Annotated in this window: 20 protein-coding genes and 1 tRNA gene; 11 read left to right on the top strand and 10 right to left on the bottom strand. The window is 72.5% G+C overall.

The annotated features are described in order from the left end of the window. The first annotated feature begins 30 nt into the window (after positions 1-30). The 3 genes from AOM46_RS28835 to AOM46_RS28825 all read left to right on the top strand — a co-directional run bounded on the left by AOM46_RS28835 (position 31) and on the right by AOM46_RS28825 (position 3752). The gene (locus AOM46_RS28835) at positions 31-858 is read left to right on the top strand and encodes a carbohydrate ABC transporter permease (protein ID WP_062216951.1); all 828 of its coding nucleotides are present in this window, start codon (positions 31-33) and stop codon (positions 856-858) included. Then, positions 855-2819, top strand: a complete 1965-nt coding sequence (locus AOM46_RS28830) for a DUF2264 domain-containing protein (RefSeq protein ID WP_062216948.1) — start codon at positions 855-857, stop codon at positions 2817-2819. Before AOM46_RS28835 ends, AOM46_RS28830 begins: the two co-directional genes overlap by 4 nt. Positions 2820-2945: 126 nt before the next feature. After that, entirely contained in the window at positions 2946-3752 is an 807-nt protein-coding gene (locus tag AOM46_RS28825) for a phosphotransferase enzyme family protein (protein ID WP_062216945.1), read from the top strand. 122 nt (positions 3753-3874) lie between these two features. Here AOM46_RS28825 and AOM46_RS28820 read toward each other — a convergent pair whose 3' ends face one another. Further along, positions 3875-5038, bottom strand: a complete 1164-nt coding sequence (locus AOM46_RS28820; RefSeq protein ID WP_062216942.1) for a pyridoxal phosphate-dependent aminotransferase — start codon at positions 5036-5038, stop codon at positions 3875-3877. Positions 5039-5237: 199 nt separating this feature from the next. Between AOM46_RS28820 and AOM46_RS28815 the strand changes: the two genes are divergently transcribed. Beyond that, entirely contained in the window at positions 5238-6095 is an 858-nt protein-coding gene (locus tag AOM46_RS28815; RefSeq protein WP_067226694.1) for a GNAT family N-acetyltransferase, read from the top strand. A 9-nt stretch (positions 6096-6104) separates the two neighbouring features. Further along, a complete protein-coding gene (locus AOM46_RS28810; RefSeq protein ID WP_078857292.1) occupies positions 6105-7049 on the top strand; it encodes a glycosyl hydrolase in 945 nt (314 codons plus the stop codon). Positions 7050-7138: 89 nt separating this feature from the next. On the opposite strand, the gene AOM46_RS28805 is transcribed toward AOM46_RS28810, so the two are convergent. Further along, the gene (locus AOM46_RS28805) at positions 7139-7972 is read right to left on the bottom strand and encodes a DUF4253 domain-containing protein (protein WP_062216939.1); all 834 of its coding nucleotides are present in this window, start codon (positions 7970-7972) and stop codon (positions 7139-7141) included. A 155-nt stretch (positions 7973-8127) separates the two neighbouring features. Between AOM46_RS28805 and AOM46_RS28800 the strand changes: the two genes are divergently transcribed. Together AOM46_RS28800 and trxA are read left to right on the top strand one after the other, a co-directional pair. Continuing rightward, complete coding sequence (locus tag AOM46_RS28800) at positions 8128-8547, top strand: MerR family transcriptional regulator (RefSeq protein WP_062216937.1); 420 nt, start codon at positions 8128-8130, stop codon at positions 8545-8547. Continuing rightward, positions 8544-8900 (top strand): thioredoxin, encoded by a 357-nt coding sequence (gene trxA / locus AOM46_RS28795; RefSeq protein WP_062216935.1) that lies wholly within the window; start codon positions 8544-8546, stop codon positions 8898-8900. The genes AOM46_RS28800 and trxA overlap by 4 nt, the downstream gene beginning before the upstream one ends. A 30-nt stretch (positions 8901-8930) precedes the next feature. On the opposite strand, the gene AOM46_RS28790 is transcribed toward trxA, so the two are convergent. Next, on the bottom strand, positions 8931-10436 hold the full coding sequence (locus AOM46_RS28790) for a PLP-dependent aminotransferase family protein (RefSeq protein WP_062216931.1): 1506 nt from the start codon (positions 10434-10436) through the stop codon (positions 8931-8933). Between the two features lie 46 nt (positions 10437-10482). On the opposite strand from AOM46_RS28790, the gene AOM46_RS28785 reads away from it, so the two are divergent. The 3 genes from AOM46_RS28785 (at position 10483) to AOM46_RS28775 (ending at position 12827) form a co-directional block, all read left to right on the top strand. Beyond that, positions 10483-10935: a carboxymuconolactone decarboxylase family protein gene (locus tag AOM46_RS28785; RefSeq protein WP_234314099.1), complete on the top strand. Its 453-nt coding sequence runs from the start codon at positions 10483-10485 to the stop codon at positions 10933-10935. Between the two features lie 84 nt (positions 10936-11019). Further along, on the top strand, positions 11020-12222 hold the full coding sequence (locus AOM46_RS28780; protein WP_062216926.1) for an MFS transporter: 1203 nt from the start codon (positions 11020-11022) through the stop codon (positions 12220-12222). A gap of 17 nt (positions 12223-12239) precedes the next feature. Then, a complete protein-coding gene (locus AOM46_RS28775; RefSeq protein ID WP_062217393.1) occupies positions 12240-12827 on the top strand; it encodes a DUF6461 domain-containing protein in 588 nt (195 codons plus the stop codon). 95 nt (positions 12828-12922) lie between these two features. On the opposite strand, the gene AOM46_RS28770 is transcribed toward AOM46_RS28775, so the two are convergent. The 7 genes from AOM46_RS28770 to galU form a co-directional block, all read right to left on the bottom strand. After that, positions 12923-12996, bottom strand: a tRNA-Ala gene (locus AOM46_RS28770). 62 nt (positions 12997-13058) lie between these two features. Continuing rightward, positions 13059-13970 (bottom strand): hypothetical protein, encoded by a 912-nt coding sequence (locus AOM46_RS28765; protein ID WP_234314098.1) that lies wholly within the window; start codon positions 13968-13970, stop codon positions 13059-13061. A 185-nt stretch (positions 13971-14155) separates the two neighbouring features. Beyond that, entirely contained in the window at positions 14156-14845 is a 690-nt protein-coding gene (locus tag AOM46_RS28760) for a GNAT family N-acetyltransferase (RefSeq protein WP_062216919.1), read from the bottom strand. After that, a complete protein-coding gene (locus AOM46_RS28755) occupies positions 14842-15327 on the bottom strand; it encodes a molybdenum cofactor biosynthesis protein B (RefSeq protein ID WP_062216916.1) in 486 nt (161 codons plus the stop codon). Before AOM46_RS28755 ends, AOM46_RS28760 begins: the two co-directional genes overlap by 4 nt. Further along, complete coding sequence (gene moaC, locus AOM46_RS28750; protein WP_062216913.1) at positions 15327-15803, bottom strand: cyclic pyranopterin monophosphate synthase MoaC; 477 nt, start codon at positions 15801-15803, stop codon at positions 15327-15329. The genes AOM46_RS28755 and moaC overlap by 1 nt, the downstream gene beginning before the upstream one ends. Before the next feature lie 45 nt (positions 15804-15848). After that, the gene (glp, locus tag AOM46_RS28745) at positions 15849-17141 is read right to left on the bottom strand and encodes a gephyrin-like molybdotransferase Glp (protein WP_062216910.1); all 1293 of its coding nucleotides are present in this window, start codon (positions 17139-17141) and stop codon (positions 15849-15851) included. Continuing rightward, positions 17134-18045, bottom strand: a complete 912-nt coding sequence (gene galU / locus AOM46_RS28740) for a UTP--glucose-1-phosphate uridylyltransferase GalU (protein ID WP_062216908.1) — start codon at positions 18043-18045, stop codon at positions 17134-17136. Before galU ends, glp begins: the two co-directional genes overlap by 8 nt. Positions 18046-18254: 209 nt before the next feature. On the opposite strand from galU, the gene AOM46_RS28735 reads away from it, so the two are divergent. Further along, the gene (locus AOM46_RS28735; protein ID WP_370592775.1) at positions 18255-18866 is read left to right on the top strand and encodes a 5-formyltetrahydrofolate cyclo-ligase; all 612 of its coding nucleotides are present in this window, start codon (positions 18255-18257) and stop codon (positions 18864-18866) included. The last annotated feature ends 24 nt before the right edge of the window (positions 18867-18890 follow it).

Below are 18890 nucleotides of genomic sequence, written 5' to 3'. Positions count from 1 at the left end.
AGCGCGGGTACCAACGACCGCGCCTGGTGGATGCGTCGCTCCTTCGCCACGCTGATCTGTCTCCTGGCCGCGCTGTACACCCTGATGCCGCTGATCTGGCTGTTGTTCGGCGTCACCAAGACCCTGCCCGACCTGTACAGCAGCAACGGCTTCGCGCCGTCCGCCGGCTTCCACGTCTGGGACAACATCACCGACCTGTTCTCCAGGGACGGCGGGCTCTACGGCCGTTGGATGCTGAACACGGCGATCTACGCCCTGGGCGGCGCCGCCGTGGCCACCCTGCTGTCCGTGATGGCCGGCTACGCCTTCGACAAGTTCGAGTTCCGCGGCCGGGAGAAGTGGTACGCCCTGGTCATCGCCGGCGTGCTGATCCCCAACACCGCCATCGTGGTGCCGCTTTACCTCCTGATGTCCGAGATCCGGATGACCGACACCATGTGGGCGGTGCTGATCCCGGTCATGGTCAACCCCTTCGGGGTCTATCTGGCGCGCGCCTACTCCTCGGGCGCCATCCCCGGCGAGCTGCTGGAGTCCGCCAGGATCGACGGCGCCGGCGAACTGCGCACCTTCTTCTCCGTCGGCCTGCGGCTGATGGGCCCCGGGGCGCTCACCATCTTCCTCTTCCAGTTCATCGCCATCTGGAACAACTTCTTCCTGCCGATGGTGATGATCACCAACAACGACCTCTTCACCCTGGGCCAGGGCCTCTTCACCTGGAACACCGGCGTCGGCCAGGACCCGGACTACGCCAGAATGGTCGTGGTCGGCTCCGCGCTGGCGACCATCCCGCTGATCCTGCTGTTCATCCCGCTGCAGCGCCGCTGGCGCGCGGGACTCACCGAAGGTGGCATCAAGTGACGAACGAGCACCAGGATCTGGCGCTCTCCCCGCACACCGGCTGGACCCGCCAGGACTGGCTGGACACCGCCGACCGGATGCTGGCGGCGGTCCGCCCGCACGCGACCCCAGGCAACTCACTGATCCACCTGCCGGGACCGCCCAGCCGCTCCGGCCGGCTCAGCGACGGACTCGAAGGCTATGCCCGCACCTTCCTGCTGGCCGCCTTCCGCACCGGCGGCGCCAACCTGGACGATCCGCGCTCCGCCGAACTCCTCGCGCCCTACGCCGAGGGGCTGGCCGCCGGCACCGACCCCGACCACCCCTATGCCTGGCCACGGCCCAGCGAGGTGCCGCAGGCCAGGGTGGAGGCCGCCTCGGTGGCCATCGGGCTGCACGAGACCCGCGCCCTCCTCTGGGACCGGCTGCCGGCCGACGTCCAGGAACGCACCGTCGACTGGCTCTCCGAACTCGCCGACGCCTGGGTGCCGGAGAACAACTGGGTGTGGTTCCGAGGCTGTGTCGCCGCCTTCCTCCGCTCCGTGGGCGCGCCCCACCAGGCCGGCGACATCGCGTACGCCATCCACGAGACCGACGGCTGGTACGCCGGCGGCGGCTGGTACGCGGACGGCGCCCACCAGCGCGGCCAGTTCCGCAACTTCGACTACTACAACGCCTGGGCGATGCACCTCTACCCGCTCTGGTACTGCCGGATCTCCGGTGCGGACGCCGAGCCGGGACTGCTCGACCGCTACCGGGCGCGGCTGCGGACCTTCCTTGAGGACGCCCAGCACCTGGTCGCCACCGACGGCGGGCCGCTCTTCCAGGGCCGCTCCCTCACCTACCGGTTCGCCGCCGCCGCCCCGTTCTGGACCGGCGCCCTCTTCGACGCCAGCCCCCTGCCGCCCGGCCGCACCCGGCGCGCGGTCAGCGGACTGCTCAGCCACTTCGTCGACCGGGGCGCCACCGAGGAGGACGGCATCCTCTCCCTCGGCTGGCACCGCCGCTTCGAGCCGATCCGGCAGATGTACTCGGGGCCCGCCTCGCCCTACTGGGCCAGCAAGGGCCTCGCCGGGCTGATGCTGCCCGCCGACCATCCGGTGTGGACCGCGACCGAGGAGCCGCTTCCGGTGGAGAGCGGCGACTTCACCCGCGCCATGGCCGCCCCCGGCTGGCTGGTCACCGGCACGACGGCCGACGGGATCGTCCGCGTCGCCAACCACGGCACCGACCACACCCCGCCGGGACGCCCGGGACGTGACGACCCGTTCTACGCCCGCTACGCCTACACCACCCACACCGGCCCCGAGCTGGGCACCACCCCGCCCCCCGGCGGGCGCCGCGACGACCACCAGCGGGACGGCGACTCCCGGCTCGGCAGCAGCCTCGACGGGCAGGTCACCGTGCTGGACGCGGCCGGCGTGCCCGCCCACCGCAGCCCCTTCCAACGCCTCGCGCTCACCGACACGTTCGCCCTCTCGCGGCACCGCGCGCACTGGCCGGACGACCGGGCGGCCGACGAGGCGGCCGACCGCGACGACTGGCGGCGCGGCCCCTGGCTCACCACCGCATCGGTGCCGCGCGGCCCCTGGGAGGTGCGGCTGGTCCGCGTCTCCCAACCCCAGGGGGACCACCCCGTGTCGGTCGGCGGCCACGCGCTCGCGGACGACACGGCGCCGGCCGGGGACGACGGCGGCGTGCTGCGCCGTGCCGACGGGCTCACCAGCGCCGTACTGCCGCTGCACCCGGCGGACGGCGAGGTCACCGTGCACCGTTCCGAGGGCACCAACGCCTTCGGCCGGCACAGCGCCACCCCGGCCTACCGGGGGGCGGGGCCGCTGCACGCCGTCGCGGTCTTCCTCGGGCGGACCGGGCCGGACGGCGGCCTGCCGCCGGCCCCCTCGGTCTCCTTCCCGACGGCGGACACCGTCACCGTCCACTGGCCGGACGGGGCGCGGACGACCGTGCCCCTGACCGACTGAACCCGCCTGCCCACCCCTCTCCTCCGCTTCCTGCCCTCCCCGGCACGTCCCGGCGGCCGGCCATCGCCGACCGCCGGGACGCCCGTGCGTGCGCCAGGCCGCCGCCCACTGGCAGACTCCTCGACCATGCAGCGCTCCGTTCCCGAAGAAGTGCCCCTGACCGGCGGCAATGTCAGCGGCGGCGTGGTGCGGATCGGCGACACCGTCCGCCGCCCCGCCGGCCCCTGGACCCCCGCCGTCCACGCCCTCCTCGACCACCTCGCCGCCGTCGGCTACCCCGCGTCCCCACGGGCCCTGGGCATCGACGAACAGGGCCGCGAGGTGCTGACGTTCGTCCCCGGCAGCACCGTCTGGCCCGAACGCTTCGCCCAACTGGACCCGCCGACCCGACTGGCCCGCGTCGCCCGACTGATCCGCGAGTTCCACGACGCCGCGGCCGACTTCACCCCGCCGCCGGACGCGCGCTGGCGACGGATGATCCCGCCGGACGGCGAGGAGCAGATCATCCACCACGACCTCGCGCCCTGGAACCTGGTGGTCCCCGAGGGCGCCGAGGACAGCGGCGCCGGCTGGGCCTTCATCGACTGGGACGGCGCCGGGCCCGGCACCAGGCTCTGGGACCTGGCCTACGCCGCCCACGGCTTCCTCCCGCTCTCCGCCGACCCGGCCCTCCGCCGCATCGACCAGGACGCGGCCCGCCGGCTGCGGCTCTTCGCCGACTCCTACGGACTGACCGAGGCCGAACGCCAGGCGCTGGTGCCGCTGCTGGGGGTGCGCGCCCGCTCCATGCACGACTTCCTGTGCGACCGGTCGGCCGTCGGCGCCCAGCCCTGGACCGACCTGTGGCGGGACGGTCACGGCACCGTCTGGCGCGCGGACGCCGACTACGCCGACGCCCGCCAGGACCTCTGGCGCACGGCCCTCCTCGACTGAACCGGCCCTCCGGCGGGTGATATACGTCACCCTCGGCACCGCCGCCGGAACGCCCCGGGGAGAGTCCGCGCGGCCCGGGGAAGTCGGTGCGGCCCGGGGGCGTCGGTGCGGTCCGGGCGCCGTCAGTGCGGCAGCGCGGCGGCGAAGCGATCCGCGAGGCCCCGCAGCCGGTGCACCGGCTCGTTGGCGAAGACCAGGCGCAGATAGCGCTCGCCACTCGGCCCCCAGCCATCCATCGGGGTGGCGACCACCTTGCCCCTGGTGAGCAGCCGCTCGGACAACTCCACGGGCCGCAAGCGCAGTTGCCAGGCGTCGACCAGCAACGACCAGCCGCCGCCCGGACGCACCACCGGATAGTCCGCCAACTCGTCGAGCACCGTCTCGCACCGCAGCCGCCACTCGTCCGTCATCGCGGCCATCTCCTCCTCGGCGCCCCTGGCGGTCAGCGCCTCGGCCACCGCCCGCTGCGCGAGACCCACCTGGCAGACCACATTGGTCAGCCCCACCAGCCGGATATCGCCCAGGATCGACGCGGGCCCCACCACCCAACCGACCCGCCAGCCGATCATCCGCAGCTCCTTGGAGGCCGAGCCCACCGTGATGGTCCGCTCCGCCAACCCGGCGTCGCGCGCCGGATGTCGCGGCGGCAGGCCGTCGAAACGGATGCGTTCCATCGCTGCGTCGTAGATCAGCCAGGCGTCGTGGCGCCGACACGGCTCGGCCAGCGCCGCCCAGTGACGTTCGTCGAGCAGCAGGCCGCTGGGCATCGACGGGCTCATCAGCAACACGGCCGCCGTGCGCGGGCCGACCGCCGCCGCCAACTCCTCCGGATCGACCTCCCACCCCGCGTCCGTCGGCCGCGACCGGACAAACCGTGGCACCCCACCGGCCAGCCGCACCCGATTGACCAGCCCCGCGTAGATCGGGTCGCAGAGCACCACCTCGTCGCCCGGTTCGACCGTGGCCAGCAGGGAGTTGAGCACACCGTTGAGACCACCGGCCACCACCACGCACTCGGTGGCCGGATCGTAGGACCGGCCCGCGATCCGCCCCACATGCGCGGCGGCGGCCTCCCGCAGCGCCATGCCGCCCTGGAACGGCAGATAGCTGTTGGCCGCGTCCTGGTCCACCGCCTGGTGGGTGGCGATCAACGCCGCGTGCGGCGGGCGCAGATCGGTGTCCAGATTCTCCAGGCGCAGCAGCTCCGGATCGGCCAGGGCGTCCGCCGCGTCCCCGAGCACATCCACACCGATCCCGGGGATGTCGCGCAGCCTGCTCACGGTCATCAGGGGCCCCCTGCTCGAACGGAGTTGATGGCGCCCATGACATCACGCGACCCCACCGGCACGGGACCCCACGGCACCGGCCCGACCAGCCGTCCGGAGCCCCGCGCGCCCTGGCGCGCATCAGCCGGGCGGCCCGCTCGGACAGCTCGCGGTAACCATTCGCGCGCCCGCCGCCCGCCGTCGATGACACGATCTCGCCATGAACGCTGATCCGCCGGTGTCTCCGCTGACGCGTCGAGCCCGGGCCCTCTGGTGTGAACTGGCGGGCGAGCCGGTGGCCTTCCCCGCCGCCCCCGGCGAGTTGGCCGCCGTGGTCGCCCCGGCGTCGCGACTGGCCCCCGAGGGATGGGTCGGCGTGCTGGAGTTGGGCGGCTCGGCCATCGCCACGGCGCCCGACGAGGAACAGCGCCGGCGGCTCCTCGAAGCCCTGCCCGCCCCGGCCACCCGATCCGCGCCGCCCACCGAGGGCGTTTCGCTCACCGACCCCGACGCCGCCCTCGCGGCGCTGCCGGTGCGCGAGGTGCTGGGCCCCGCCACCCTCGGCTACACCTCCGCGGCCGACTTCCGCCCGGCGCGACCGACCCCGGGGATCGGGGAGTTGCCCGCCAGGGACCTGCGCCTGGCCGCGTTGCTGGAGCGGGTGGCGGCGGACGAGGCCAGCGAGAGCGGGCTGGACGAGATCGACTCGCCGGCGTTCGTCCTCACCAGCGGCTCCGAGGTGCTTGCCGCCGCCGGCTACGTGGACTGGCCGGGCGCGGCGGCGCATGTCTGTGTCCTCACCGCTCCCGAGCGGCGCGGCCGCGGCCTGGCCCGCCGGGTCGCGTCCGCCGCCGTCGAGCACGCGTTGGCGCGTGGACTCCTGCCCCAGTGGCGCGCCAGGCCGCCGGCCTCCCGAGCGGTGGCCAGGGCACTGGGATTTCAGGAGCTCGGCACGCAACTCAGCCTGCTGCTCGGCCCCTTCGACACCCCCTCGCCCCAGGAACCGACCCGGCCCGCCGACGGGCCCGGCCCCGCGCCGGCGGCCCGCACCGCCGGCGCCGAAAAGACGCTGGGGTAGCGTGCCGATATGTCGCACCAAGCCGTATCGCCCCAGGTCACTCCCGCAGCACAGGACTTGCTCGATCTGCTCCACCGGGTCTCGGGAGCGGCCACCCTCTCCGGCCAGCACAACCAGCCGGTGCATCGCTCCGCCTGGACGGAGCGGATCTCCGCGATCACCGACCGGGTGCCCGCCGTCTGGGGACAGGAGATCGGCTTCTCCGCCCCCGGCACCCTGGACGGGGTCGAGCACCGCGCGGCCAACGCCGACGAGGCCATCGCCTGGCACCGTCGCGGGGCCGTGATCACCTACACCTGGCACGCGGTCTGCCCGGCCGACGAGGAGCCCGTCGCGTTCGACGGCGGCATCATCCGCGACCTGGACCCGGCCGAGTTCGACGCCGTCCTCGAACCGGGCTCCGCCCTCCACACCCGGTGGTGTGCCCAAGTGGACGAGGCGGCCAAGGTGTTGCGGCGACTGCGCGACGCCGATGTGCCCGTGCTCTGGCGGCCCTACCACGAGATGAACGGGCCCTGGTTCTGGTGGGGCGCTCAGCCGGAGCGCCTTGTCGCGCTCTGGCGTCAGCTCTTCGACCGCCTGGTGCACCACCACGGGCTGCGCAACCTGATCTGGGTCTGGAGCCCCAACGCGGCCTACGACAGCGCCGAGCCGTTGGCGCCCTACTACCCCGGCCACGATGTGGTCGACGCGCTGGCCTCGGACACCTACGGGGGCCACTACGAGCCGGAGCACTACGACAACCTGCTCGCCCTCGCCGAGGGGCGCCCCATCGGCCTCGGCGAGATCGGCGATCTGCCCTCGGCCGACGTCCTGGCCGAACAGCCGCGCTGGTCCTGGTTCATGGCGTGGCCCGATGTCGTCACCGACCGGAACAGCGACGCGGCGATCCGCGCCCTCTACCACCATCCCCGCGTCGCCAACCTGCCCGACCTGTCGAACTGGCGGAGCTGAACCGCCCGTCACGCGGCGGGCGCCCGGCCGCCCGGGCGACCGCCGCGCCGACACCCCCACCAGTGCGCCGAGCCTTCCGAGCCACCCTCTCAGTCCCACCAGAACTCCCAGCACTTCTCCCCGACGAGCTCCTGCGCGTAGGCGGCCAGGGTCTGAGGGCCCTCGCGCTGCCAGACGTTGTCCGGGCAGAAGGCGAAGTGCTCCGCCGCGATCGGCAGCGCCTCCGCCAGGGACCGCGCCGGGGAGGCGACGCTCAGAAACAGCGTGTCGAAGCCGACCGCCACGACCCGGGCACCGAAGCGCGCCTCCCAGTCGCGCAGGACGGCGGCGAACTCGCCCGTGTCGCCGTAGTTCATCGGGCCCGACCAGCCGGCGACGGCCAGCGCGTCGGCACCCGAGCCCGTCGTCTCCACCAACCCCAGCCGTGGCTCGGGCAGTTCCTCCGCCAGGCGGACGGCGCATCCGGCGGCCATCTCCTCCGGGTCCGCGATCGGCGAGCCGGCCGGCGCCCGCCCGGGCCACGATCTCCCGAAGGGGGCGACGACGGCGAGCCGTTCCTCCTCGGACAGCTCGTCGCCCTCGCCTGGCAGGGCGTGCTCCCGCCACCAGCCGGCCAACAGATCGGCCGCGTCATGGCTGTCGGGAGAGGACGTCTCCGCCGGAAACAACTCGCCCGAGGCCCAGGGGCGGTACTCGTCGGCCTCCGGGTTCTCGGGATCCAACGGCTCCAGCGGCTCCAACAACAGGGCGCGCACGCCCGTCTTCCCATGGGCCGCGTTGATCCGCCCCCACAGCTCGCCTGAGACCGGCCCATCGCTCAACCACAGCGGCCGCTCATCCCCCTCGCCCTCGTCCGCCGTGACCAGCCGACCGGCCGGCAGCTGGATGTCGAGGGCGACGAAGCGATTACTCTCGGTAGTCATGCGGGTATCCTAAGGGCAGGGTCTGACACTGCGGAGTCGCCGGAGCGGATGTCGGTCCCCACAGGGCAGAACGGCCCGAAAAGAGGCTGGCGTTGACGCCGACGTCAAGCCCTACGGTCAAGTCGACCGGCGCGAGAAGTCGGAAAGGGGTCCTGATGCGCATCGGAGAGCTGGCCCAGGCGGCCGGGACAAGCACGCGCACCCTGCGTTACTACGAGGCGCGCGGTCTGCTCACCGCGCGCCGAGACCACAACGGGCACCGCACCTACGGCCCCGAGGATCTGCGCCTGCTGCGTCAGATCCGCATGCTGCAGTCCTTCGGCTTCGGCCTGGAGGAGACACGGCCCTTCGTCGAATGCCTCCGCGCCGGCAACCCGGCGGGCGACACCTGCCCCGCCTCCCTCGCCGTCTACCGCGCCAAGCTCGCCGAGCTGGACGCGGTCATCGCCGAGCTGACCGAGGTCAGAGCGGTGGTCGGCGAACGCCTCAGCCGCGCCGAGGCCGCCGCGACCCCGGCTCCCGGCTGCGCCTTCGCCCTCACCCCACCCGCCGATCCCACCAGGAGTTCGCCATGACCCACACCGCCGCCACCCTGGTCACCCCGACCAGCGACGCCACCTTCGCCGAGGACGTCCTCGCCGCGCCGCTTCCCGTGCTGGTCGACTTCACCGCCGACTGGTGCCCGCCCTGCCGCATGATCGCCCCGGTGCTGGAATCGCTCGCCGCCGATCTGCGGGACGAGCTCCGCATCGTCTCCCTCAATGTCGACCACAACCCCTGGACCACCGCCCGCTACGGCGTGCTCTCCATGCCCACCCTGATGCTCTTCCACGCCGGCGAACCCCTCAAGGCCCTCGTCGGCGCCCGCCCCAAGGCCCGCCTCCGTGCCGAGCTGGGTGATCTCGGCGAGCTCGGCGATCTCCGGTGAGCGGTGGGAACGCCGCGGCTCTCCCGACGGTCAGTCTCCTTCCCCGGTCCGGCGCCTCCCGGCCGGGGGCGGTGGCGGGGGCCGGCGTGAATCGTCCGGCGGGTCGGGCAGCGCCAGGCAGAGCGCCGCCAGGGCCGATGCGAAGGCGTGGTCAGGGGGTGTGCCATAGCCGATGACCAGCCCTTCGCGCCGTGGCATCGCGCTGTCGGGGTGGCGGTAGGGGCGCAGGCCGTCGAGGGCCAGCCCCTGTCGTCCGGCCGCGCGCACGGCCGCTTCCTCGGTGTCCGCCGGCAGTTCGAGCACGGCGTGCAGTCCGGCCGCGATGCCGCTGACCCTGATATGCGGGGCACGTTCCGCGAGCGTGCTGACCAACTGGTCGCGGCGGCGCCGGTAGTGCTGCCGCATACGCCGCAGATGCCGGTCGTAGGCGCCGCAGGCGATGAAGTCGGCGAGAGTGAGCTGGTCGACGGCGCTCGACCATATCTCCCGGGGGCCCTTGGCGGTGACGATCTCGTCGACGAGCCAGGGCGGCAGCACCATCCAGCCCAGCCGCAACGCCGGTGACAGACTCTTGCTGGCCGAGCCGACATAGACGACCCGGTCGGGATCGAGCCCCTGGACCGCGCCGACCGGCTGCCGGTCGTACCGGAACTCGCCGTCGTAGTCGTCCTCCACCAGCAGCCCCCCGTGCGAACGGGCCCAGTCGACGACCGCCGCCCGGCGTTCGGGATGCAGCGGCCCGCCGGTGGGGAACTGATGCGCGGGGGTGAGCAGCACGGCTTTCGCACCGGTGCGCGGCAGTTCGTCGATCCGCGCGCCATGGGAGTCGACCGTCAACGGGACGGTGCGCAGGCCGGCCGCTTCGAGCAGGCCCCGGTGGAAGTCCAGACCATAGGACTCCACCGCGACCGGGCCCCGCAGCACGCCGCCCAGCAGCTCAAGACCGTGCGCGAAGCCGGAACAGATCACGATCCGGTCGGGCTCGGTGCGCACCCCCCTGGCGCGGGCCAGGTACTCCGAGAGCGCTTCGCGCAGTTCGACCCGGCCACGCGGATCCCCCACGCCGAACGCGTCGTTGGGCGCCGCGGCGACGGCTCGGCGGGTGGAGGTGAGCCAGGCGGAGCGCGGGAAGGCGGCGGCGTCGGGCGAACTGGGCATCAGACTGTGCGGAACACGCCGGTGCCGCGGATGCCGCGAGGGACGGGCACGGTCCACCCGCAGCGGAACGGCCCGCCTGGCCACCCGGGTACCGGAACCCTGCCTCGCCTGCAGCCAGCCCTCGGCGACCAGTTCGGCATAGGCGTTGGCGACGGTGTTACGGGCGATGCCCAGGTCATGGGCGAGACCGCGGTGCGGCGGCAGCCGGGTCCCGGGCGCGAGCCGGCCGGAACGAATGGCCTCCCGCAGAGCGCCCATCAGCCGGCTGCGCAGGCTTCCCTCCCCGGAGAGATCCAGATAGAGGTCGGAACCCGACAGCTGGCCGGGCTCGACCCCATCGGCCCCCGACACCTGGACATTGGCCCACGTTTCCGCCATGGAAATGCACCATACTCCGGGCCTTTCTCGCTCATACGGTCAAGGCATGCCAACGATCCAGGTGCCTGAGCGCATGAACTTCTCCGCCGTCGCCCCCAAGGTCTTCAAAGCCGTCCTGGCCCTCGACGCCGCCGCCCGCGACGGACTCGACCCCGTGCTGCTGGAACTGGTGCAGATCCGCGCCTCGCAGATCAACCGCTGCGCGTACTGCATCGATTACCACACCTCCGACGCCCGTAAGGCCGGCGAGACGGAGGAGCGCGTCTACCAGCTCTCCGCCTGGGAGGAGTCGAGCCTGTACACCGAGAAGGAACGAGCCGCCCTCGCATTGACAGAGGCCGTCACTCTCCTGCCCCAGGGCGTGCCCGACGAGGTCTACCACGAGGCGGCGAGGCAGTTCGACGAGAAGGAACTCGCCCAGCTGATCGCGCTGATCTTCACCGTCAACGCGTGGAACCGGATGAACGTCGCGACGCGCAAGACGCCCGGCACCCCCTGACCCACGACCTCCGCCACGGGCGGTGGCCGCCCGAGCCGGCCACCGCCCGTCGCCCATCGCGTTCGACGAAAGGCCGATGAAGCCGTGACCACCGCCGACCCCCTGGTGTCCGCCGACGCCGGCCGTTCGCCCGTCAAGGGCTGGCTCGCCGTCCTGGCGGTGACCCTGGGCATCTTCTCGCTGATGACCTCCGAACTACTGCCCGTCGGCCTGCTCACCCAGGTCGGCTCCGCGCTGGAGGTGTCCGAGGGCACCGCAGGACTGATGGTGACCGTTCCCGGCCTGGTCGCGGCCGTCGCGGCGCCCGTGGTCACCGTGGCCACCGGCCGCCTCGACCGCCGCGTCGTGCTGATGGTCCTGATCGGCCTGATGGGCGCGGCCAACCTCGCCTCCGCCTTCGCGACCAGCTTCGGCGTCGTCCTGGCCGCCCGGTTCCTGATCGGTATCAGCGTCGGGGGCTTCTGGGCCATCGCCGGCGGGATCGCGCTGCGCCTGGTGCCGGAGAAGCACGTCCCGCGCGCGATCGCGGTCATCTTCGGCGGCGTCGAGGCCGCTTCGGTCCTCGGCGTCCCCACCGGAACGTTCATCGGTGACCTCAGCGGCTGGCGCACCGCGTTCGCCGCCGTAGGCGTCCTGGGCCTCGCCGCCCTCACCTGCATGGTCTTCCTGATGCCGGCGCTGCCGGCGGAACGCACCATCACCTTCGCCGAACTGCCCAGGGTCTTCCGTGGCAACGCCGGCGTACGAGCCGGGATCGCCATCACCTTCCTCGTGATCACCGGTCACTTCCTGGCCTACACCTTCGTCCGGCCGATCCTCCAGGAGGACGGAGTCGACGCCGGCATGATCGGCGCGCTGCTGCTGGCCTTCGGCGTCGCCGGCATCTGCGGCAACTTCATCGCCGGAGCGCTCGTCGTCAGGCGACTGCGGGAGACCGCGGCGGGCATCGCCGTGATCCTCACCCTGGCCATGGTGCTTCTCGCCGTCACCGAGCCCTCCGTCGTCGGCGCCGGGGCGCTGATGATCCTGTGGGGCCTGGGCTACGGCGCGGTCCCGGTCACCTTCCAGACCTGGATCCTCAACGCTGCACCGGACGCCGCCGAGGCCGCCTCCTCGCTCTATGTCTCCACGTTCAACCTGTCCATCGCGCTGGGCGCACTCCTCGGCGGCCTGGCCGTCGACGGCATCGCCACCACCAGCGTCCTCTGGATCGGCGCCACCCTCGCCCTCCTCACCCTGCTCCTGCTGACCCCGGCTCGACGCGCCCGCCGCCACTGTCAGAGGTAGCGGGGAAGATGGGCGTCATGACGAGGACAGCGGCGGACTACACCTGGTTCGAGGACGATTTTCCCGATCTCGCCGAGGCATACTGCTTCACCCTGGCGCGGGGCCCCTCACCCGCCGAGCTGCTGTCCCGCCTCGACGCCCGCCCCGCCCCGTCCCTACCGGGCATAGCCGCGGTCGTCGAAGCGCCCGCCCAGCAGCGCCGACAACTGGTCGCCATGACCACAGTTGGCGCCTGGACGCTGCTGATCGAACCCAACGGCTACCTCGGAGTCACCGAGGACCGCGCGCTGCCGGCCTCCACGGGGGCGAGCTGGGTCTCCCACTTCTCCAACGTCAACGGCGTCGGCACGTTCCTCTGGGCCGAGGACCAGGACCTGCGACTGTGCTTCGACCCCATGTTCCCGACGGACCGCTGGGGCAGGACCCCCGACGAACTCCTCGACACCATGCGGCGCATCGGCTTCCACCTCGACGACGAAGACCCGGACCCGGACCTGTCCGCACCAGCGGCCTTCGCCCTGGCCGAACACCTCACCGGCATCGCCATCACCCCCACGCTGCTCCACACCACGACCTTCACCTGCGCCACCGTGGAAACCCACTGACGGATCTCCATGATCAAGACCCAGACAGGACCCAGAAGCGCGAAAGAGACCCCATCCCGCTCCCGGGACAGGGCCTCTGACCTGTTCAAACACTGTGGACCTGAGGGGATTTGAACCCCTGACCCCCTCGTTGCGAACGAGATGCGCTACCAGGCTGCGCTACAGGCCCGTGTTGACGCCGAAACTCTAGCACTTCGGGGACGGTGCTCCGAAATCGTGGCGTCGGGGCCGTTACTCGCCAGCCGCGCGGGGGTGGTCGTCGTCGGCGAACTGGTCGAAGAGGGGGGTGCGCTGGGGGCCGCGGGATTCCGAGCGGGGGGCCGGGGGCTGTTGCGGGGTGCCGGCCGTGGCGGAGCGGGCGGCGCTCCAGGTGTCGGGGGACTCCAGGTCCACGCCGCGCGAGGTGCGCGGGGCGACCGGGGCCTTGACGTAGGTGGGCAGTGGCACGGGCGCCGGGTCCCAGCTCTGCGGCTCGTCCTCGGGCGCCGGGCTGCGGCGGCGCTGCTGGTCGACCCACTCGGCGTGGTCCGTCTGCTCGACCACCGCCCGCGCCGGCTTCTCCGGGACGACCGCCGCGTTGGCCTGGGTGCGTTCCCGCAGCCGCCGCGCCGCCTCCTCGGCGCGGCGGCGGTCCACCGCGACCGCGTAGCGGCGGCGCTCCTGTTTGCGCAGGTGGACCACGTAGGCGACGAGGAGAAGGGCGGGGATCGCGGGCAGCCAGAGGTAGCCGGCGCTGCTGGACACGGCGAAGATGCCGGACAGCGTGAAGGCCAGAAAGAGCACCATGGTGGTGCGACGGCGGCGCGCGAGGACCCTCGCGCGCGGGTCGCCCGGCGCCTGGGGCGCCGCCTTGGGCGCGGCGGCTGGGCGCGCCATGGTGACGGGCTCGGCGAAGGCCCGGAGGTCGGCTGACCCCTCCGGGGCGGCGGTCTCGTCGGGCTCGGCCGAGCCGGTCTCCGGCATGTCCCCCTGCTCGGCCGGTGCGGGCGCGCGCTTACCGCGCGTCAGCAGCCGGATGGCGGTGCTGAAGCGCTCCGTCGGACGGGAGTCGTTCAACTCGTCCTGCCGGCGGAGCCACATCGGCACGAGGTACGCGGCCCAGGCCCCGACGATCATTGCGAAGATGAGGCCACTGCTGCTCACGGTCACACCGTAGAGGGGATGGCGGGCGTCCATCTGCCAAATAGAGCGGTGTGTCGCACGATCAGGCGGTCATCCCAGGGCTTTCTTCGGATTGTTATGAAGTCAGCCTCGCGTTCGGCTATCCGAGGGGGCCTGGAAGAGTCCAGCTAGGGGCCTTGAATAGACAGAAAATCGAACACGCTTTCCTATTTTTGGGCCGTGTCCTGGCCGGGGTCCTCGCGGATGCCCTCGTGAGAGCCCTCGTGAAGCTCGTCGCGGTCGTTCCGCTGTCCGCCGGCGCGCTGCCAGCGGGTCAGCAGGCCATGGGGAACGTCCTCGACCGTCAATGAGTAGATCAGATGGTCGCGCCACGCTCCGTCGATATGCAGATAGCGTGGTCGCACGCCTTCTTCACGAAATCCCAGTTTCTCCACCACGCGGCGGCTCGGTCCGTTCTCCGGGCGAATGCAGATCTCCACTCGATGGAGACCCATGGCGAGGAAACAGTGGTCGACCGCGAGCGCCACCGCCGTCGGCATCACGCCTCGTCCGGCGACCGACCGGTCGATCCAGTAGCCGATATGGGCCGAGCACATCGACCCCCAGGTGATGCCGGCCACGGTCAGCTGTCCGGCGAGTCGCCCCTGGTAGGTGACCACGAACGGCAACATGCGCCCGGACTGGGCCTCGCCGCGCAGATGCCGCACCATCTGCCGGAACGTGGGCCGACGCGGGGTCAGATGCCCGTGCGGCGGGGGCGGGATGGTGGCCTCCCAGGGCCGCAACCAGTCGCGGTTGCGTTGGTTGACCTCGCGCCAGGCGCGGTGGTCCCGCTGTCGGATGGGTCGCAGCCCGGTGTCGCCCGCGACCAGCTCAACGCTCCAGGAGGCGCTCACCGTCGGTGGTCGCCGCCCCGGATCTGGTCCACCGCGTGCCGCAGCAGCGGACCCAACACGGCGAGACCGTCCCTGACCCCGCCCGTGGACCCCGGCAGATTGACGATCAACGTGCGCCCCGCCACCCCGGCGAGACCACGGGAGAGAGCGGCCGTCGGCACCTTCTCCCGCCCTGCGGCGCGGATCGCCTCCGCGATCCCCGGCACCTCGTGGTCCAGCAGCCGGCGCGTGGCCTCGGGGGTGCCGTCGGTGGGGGAGAGGCCCGTACCGCCGGTGGTGAGCACCACGTCATAGCCGGCGTCCACCGCCTCGCGCAGGGCGCGTTCGACCGGTTCGCCGTCCGGGACCACCCGGGGGCCTTCGGTGGCGAAGCCGAGTTCCGTCAGTGCTTCGACCAGCAGGGGGCCGCCCTCGTCCGCGTAGACGCCGGCGGCGGCGCGGTTGGAGGCGGTGATCGCCAACGCCCGATAGCCGTCACTCATCACTCGCGGCTCCAGTTCCCCGACGCGCCCCCGGTCTTCTCCTCGACCCTGACGTCGGTGATGGTGGCCGCCTTGTCCACGGCCTTGACCATGTCGACCAGCGTCAACGCGGCGACGCTCACCGCCGTCAGCGCTTCCATCTCCACCCCGGTGCGGTCCGTGGTGCGCACCTGGGCGACGATCTCGATCGCGTCGTCGGCGACCGTCAGATCGACCGTGACGCTCGAGACGGCCAGTGGATGGCAGAGCGGAATCAGCTCGGGGGTGCGCTTCGCGCCCATGATGCCGGCGATTCTGGCGGTCGCCAGGGCATCGCCCTTGGGCATCCCGGCGCCACGCAGCAGCGTGACGACCTGCGGGGCGACCAGCACGCGGCCGGTGGCCCTGGCGGTGCGGGCGGTCGTGTCCTTCTCCGTGACATCGACCATCCGAGCCGCCCCGGTGTCGTCGAGGTGGCTGAGACGAGGGCTGTTCATGACGGCTTACCGTACCGCTCCCGCTCCCCGGGCAGCACCACCGAGCTAGCCGAGCAGCACCACGGAGAACTCGCCTCCGGGGGTGGCCTCGGTGACGTGCTCCGGGATCTCGATCAGCGCGTCGGCGCGCGACAGCGCGGCGATCAGATGGGATCCGGAGGCGCCCACCGGTCGGACCGTGCCGGTCGCGGCGCCGGGCGCGGGCGGCGTGTAGCGGCCACGGAGGAACTGCCGCCGGCCGGCCGGGGAGTTCAGCGGGGTGTCGGCCACCAGCTGGGCCGGTACGCGCGGTCGGTGCAGCGCGTCCGCGGGGTGCCCGGCCATCGCGCGCAGGGCCGGACGCACGAACAGTTCGAAGGAGACATAGGCGCTCACCGGGTTGCCGGGCAGGGCGAACAGCGGCGAGCGGGCGCGGCCGACCAGGCCGAAGCCCTGCGGCTTCCCCGGCTGCATGGCGAGCCGGTGGAACTCCACCGAGCCCTGCTCCGGGGGCAGTTCGGACAGCGCCTCCTTGACCACGTCATAGGCGCCGACGCTCACCCCGCCGCTGGTGACCACCAGATCGGCGCTGGCCAGCTGGTCCTCCAGGGTGGCGCGCAGGGTGCCGGGATCGTCCGCGACTGCGGCGACCCGGTAGGCGACCGCGCCCGCCTCGTTCGCCGCGGCGGCCAGCATGAAGCCGTTGGAGTCATGGATCTGCCCCGGGCCCAACGGCGCCCCTGGCGGCACCAGTTCGCTGCCCGTGGAGAGCACCACCACGCGCGGGCGCGGCCGCACCGGAACGGTGGCACGGCCGAGGGCGGCGAGCAGCCCGAGCTGGGGCGCGCCGAGGACCGTCCCGGCGGTCAGCGCGATGGCGCCGGCCGCCGCGTCGCTGCCCGCCTCCCGCACGAACTGGCCGAGGGCGGCGGGCCGGTGCACCCGCACCTGGTCGCCGGACGGGCCCGTCATGTCGACGGCCGGCCCACCGCCGGAGCCGCCGTCCGTCCACTCGACCGGGACGACCGCCTGGGCGCCCGGTGGCAGCTGGGCGCCGGTCATGATCCGCACCGCCTCGCCCGGGCGAACCGGCGGCGGCGCCTCGGCGCCGGCGGCGACCTCGCCGACCACGGTGAGCGAGGCGGGGAACTCCTCCGTGGCACCTTCGACATCGGCGACCCGCACCGCGTAGCCGTCCATCGAGCTGTTGGCGAAGGGCGGCAGGGCGGCCCCCACGGTGATGTCCTCGACGAGCACACAGCCCTGGGCGTCGAGCAGCGGGAGCTCGATCGGATCCAGGGGGCGGACGGCGCCCAACACGTCGTCCAGGTGCTCGTCGACGGACCGGATGTCAGTCAAGGCGGGGCATCTCCTCGTCGACGTAGGAACGCAGCCAGGAGCGGAACTCCGGGCCCAGGTCGGGGCGTTCACAGGCCAGTCGGACGATGGCCCGCAGATAGTCGGCGCGGTCGCCCGTGTCGTAGCGGCGGCCCTTGAACGCCACGCCGTGCACGGGGCCGCCGAGCGTCGGGTCGGCGGCCATGGCCTGGAGGGCGTCGGTGATCTGGATCTCGCCGCCGCGTCCCGGCTCCGTCTTGGCCAGCACGGCGAACACCGCGGGATCCAGGACATAGCGGCCGATCACGGCGTAGTTGCTCGGGGCCTCGGCCCGGCTGGGCTTCTCCACCAGCCCGGTCACCCGCAGCACCCCGTCGGCCGCGGGCTCGACGGCGGCGCAGCCGTAGAGGTGGATCTGTTCGGGCGCGACCTCCATCAGCGCCACCACACTGCCGCCATGCTGCTCGCGGACCTCGATCATCCGGGCCAGCAGCGGATCGCGGGGATCGATCAGATCGTCGCCGAGCAGCACCGCGAACGGCTGGTCGCCGACGTGGGGTTCGGCGCAGAGGATGGCGTGGCCAAGGCCCCTGGGGTCGCCCTGGCGGACATAGTGCATGGTGGCGAGGGCGGTGGACTGCTGGACGCGGGAGAGACGTTCGGTGTCCCCCTTGCGGCGGAGCGCGTCCTCCAGCTCGTAGTTGCGGTCGAAGTGGTCTTCCAGCGCCCGTTTGTTGCGTCCGGTGATCATCAGGACGTCGGTCAGTCCGGCCGCCGTCGCCTCCTCCACCACATACTGGATCGCCGGTTGATCGACGACCGGCAGCATTTCCTTGGGCGTGGCCTTGGTCGCGGGCAGAAACCGTGTGCCGAGACCAGCGGCGGGAATGACAGCCTTACTGATCCGAGGGCGCGCTGAGGTCATGCCGGTCACTTTATCCACCTGGTCCCTGCGTTACCGACACCCGCCGCTGAGGCGCCGTGTTGTGAACGGTTTTGGCTCCAGGGTTGCGTACGGGTTACCTGCTGGTTATTGGTTGGGGCGACTGAAGGGACGGTTGTGGAAGAAAAGATGCGCGTTATTCACATGGCGGATCGGGCGCGAGCCCGGAACGGCGCGGCGGGGGCGAGGCGGTGGTGGTGACGGAGGCGACGCGGCTGAAGCGCGCGGTGCGACGTGATCTGCTGGCCGTGCGTGCCGCGCTCGCCGACGACGAGGTGGCGCAGGCCGCCGAGGCGCTGGCGGCGGGGGCACTGGAGCTGACCGAGCTGGCCGAGGCGGGCACGGTGGCGGCCTATGTCTCGGTGGGGCGCGAGCCGGGCACCCGACCGCTGCTGAACGCGTTGCGCGAGCGCGGGATCCGGGTGCTGCTACCGGTGTTGTTGCCCGACAACGACCTGGACTGGGCGGAGTTCGAGGGGCCGGGACGGTTGGTCGAGGCCGAGCACGCGGGGCGGGTACGGCTCTTCGAACCGGCCGGCCGACGCCTCGGCCGCGCCGCGGTGACCTGGGCGGACACGATCCTGCTCCCCGGTCTCGCGGTCGACGCGCGCGGGATGCGGATGGGGCGGGGCGGCGGCAGCTACGACCGGGTGTTGGCCAGGATCGACGGTTCGACGGCTGATCCCGCGCTGGTCGCCCTGGTGTACGGGCACGAGCTGGTCGACACCCTGCCGAGCGAACCGCACGACCGACCGGTGCACGCGGCGCTCACCCCGGAGGGCGTGCACCGGTTCGGATCGTGAACGGCGCGTCCGTCAACGGCGCGT

Source organism: Streptomyces sp. NBRC 109706 (assembly GCF_000974485.1).
Classification (GTDB): Bacteria; Actinomycetota; Actinomycetes; order Streptomycetales; family Streptomycetaceae; genus Streptomyces.
Note: the sequence above shows the minus strand (reverse complement) of the source record. Positions and strands in the feature narration are given on the sequence as shown.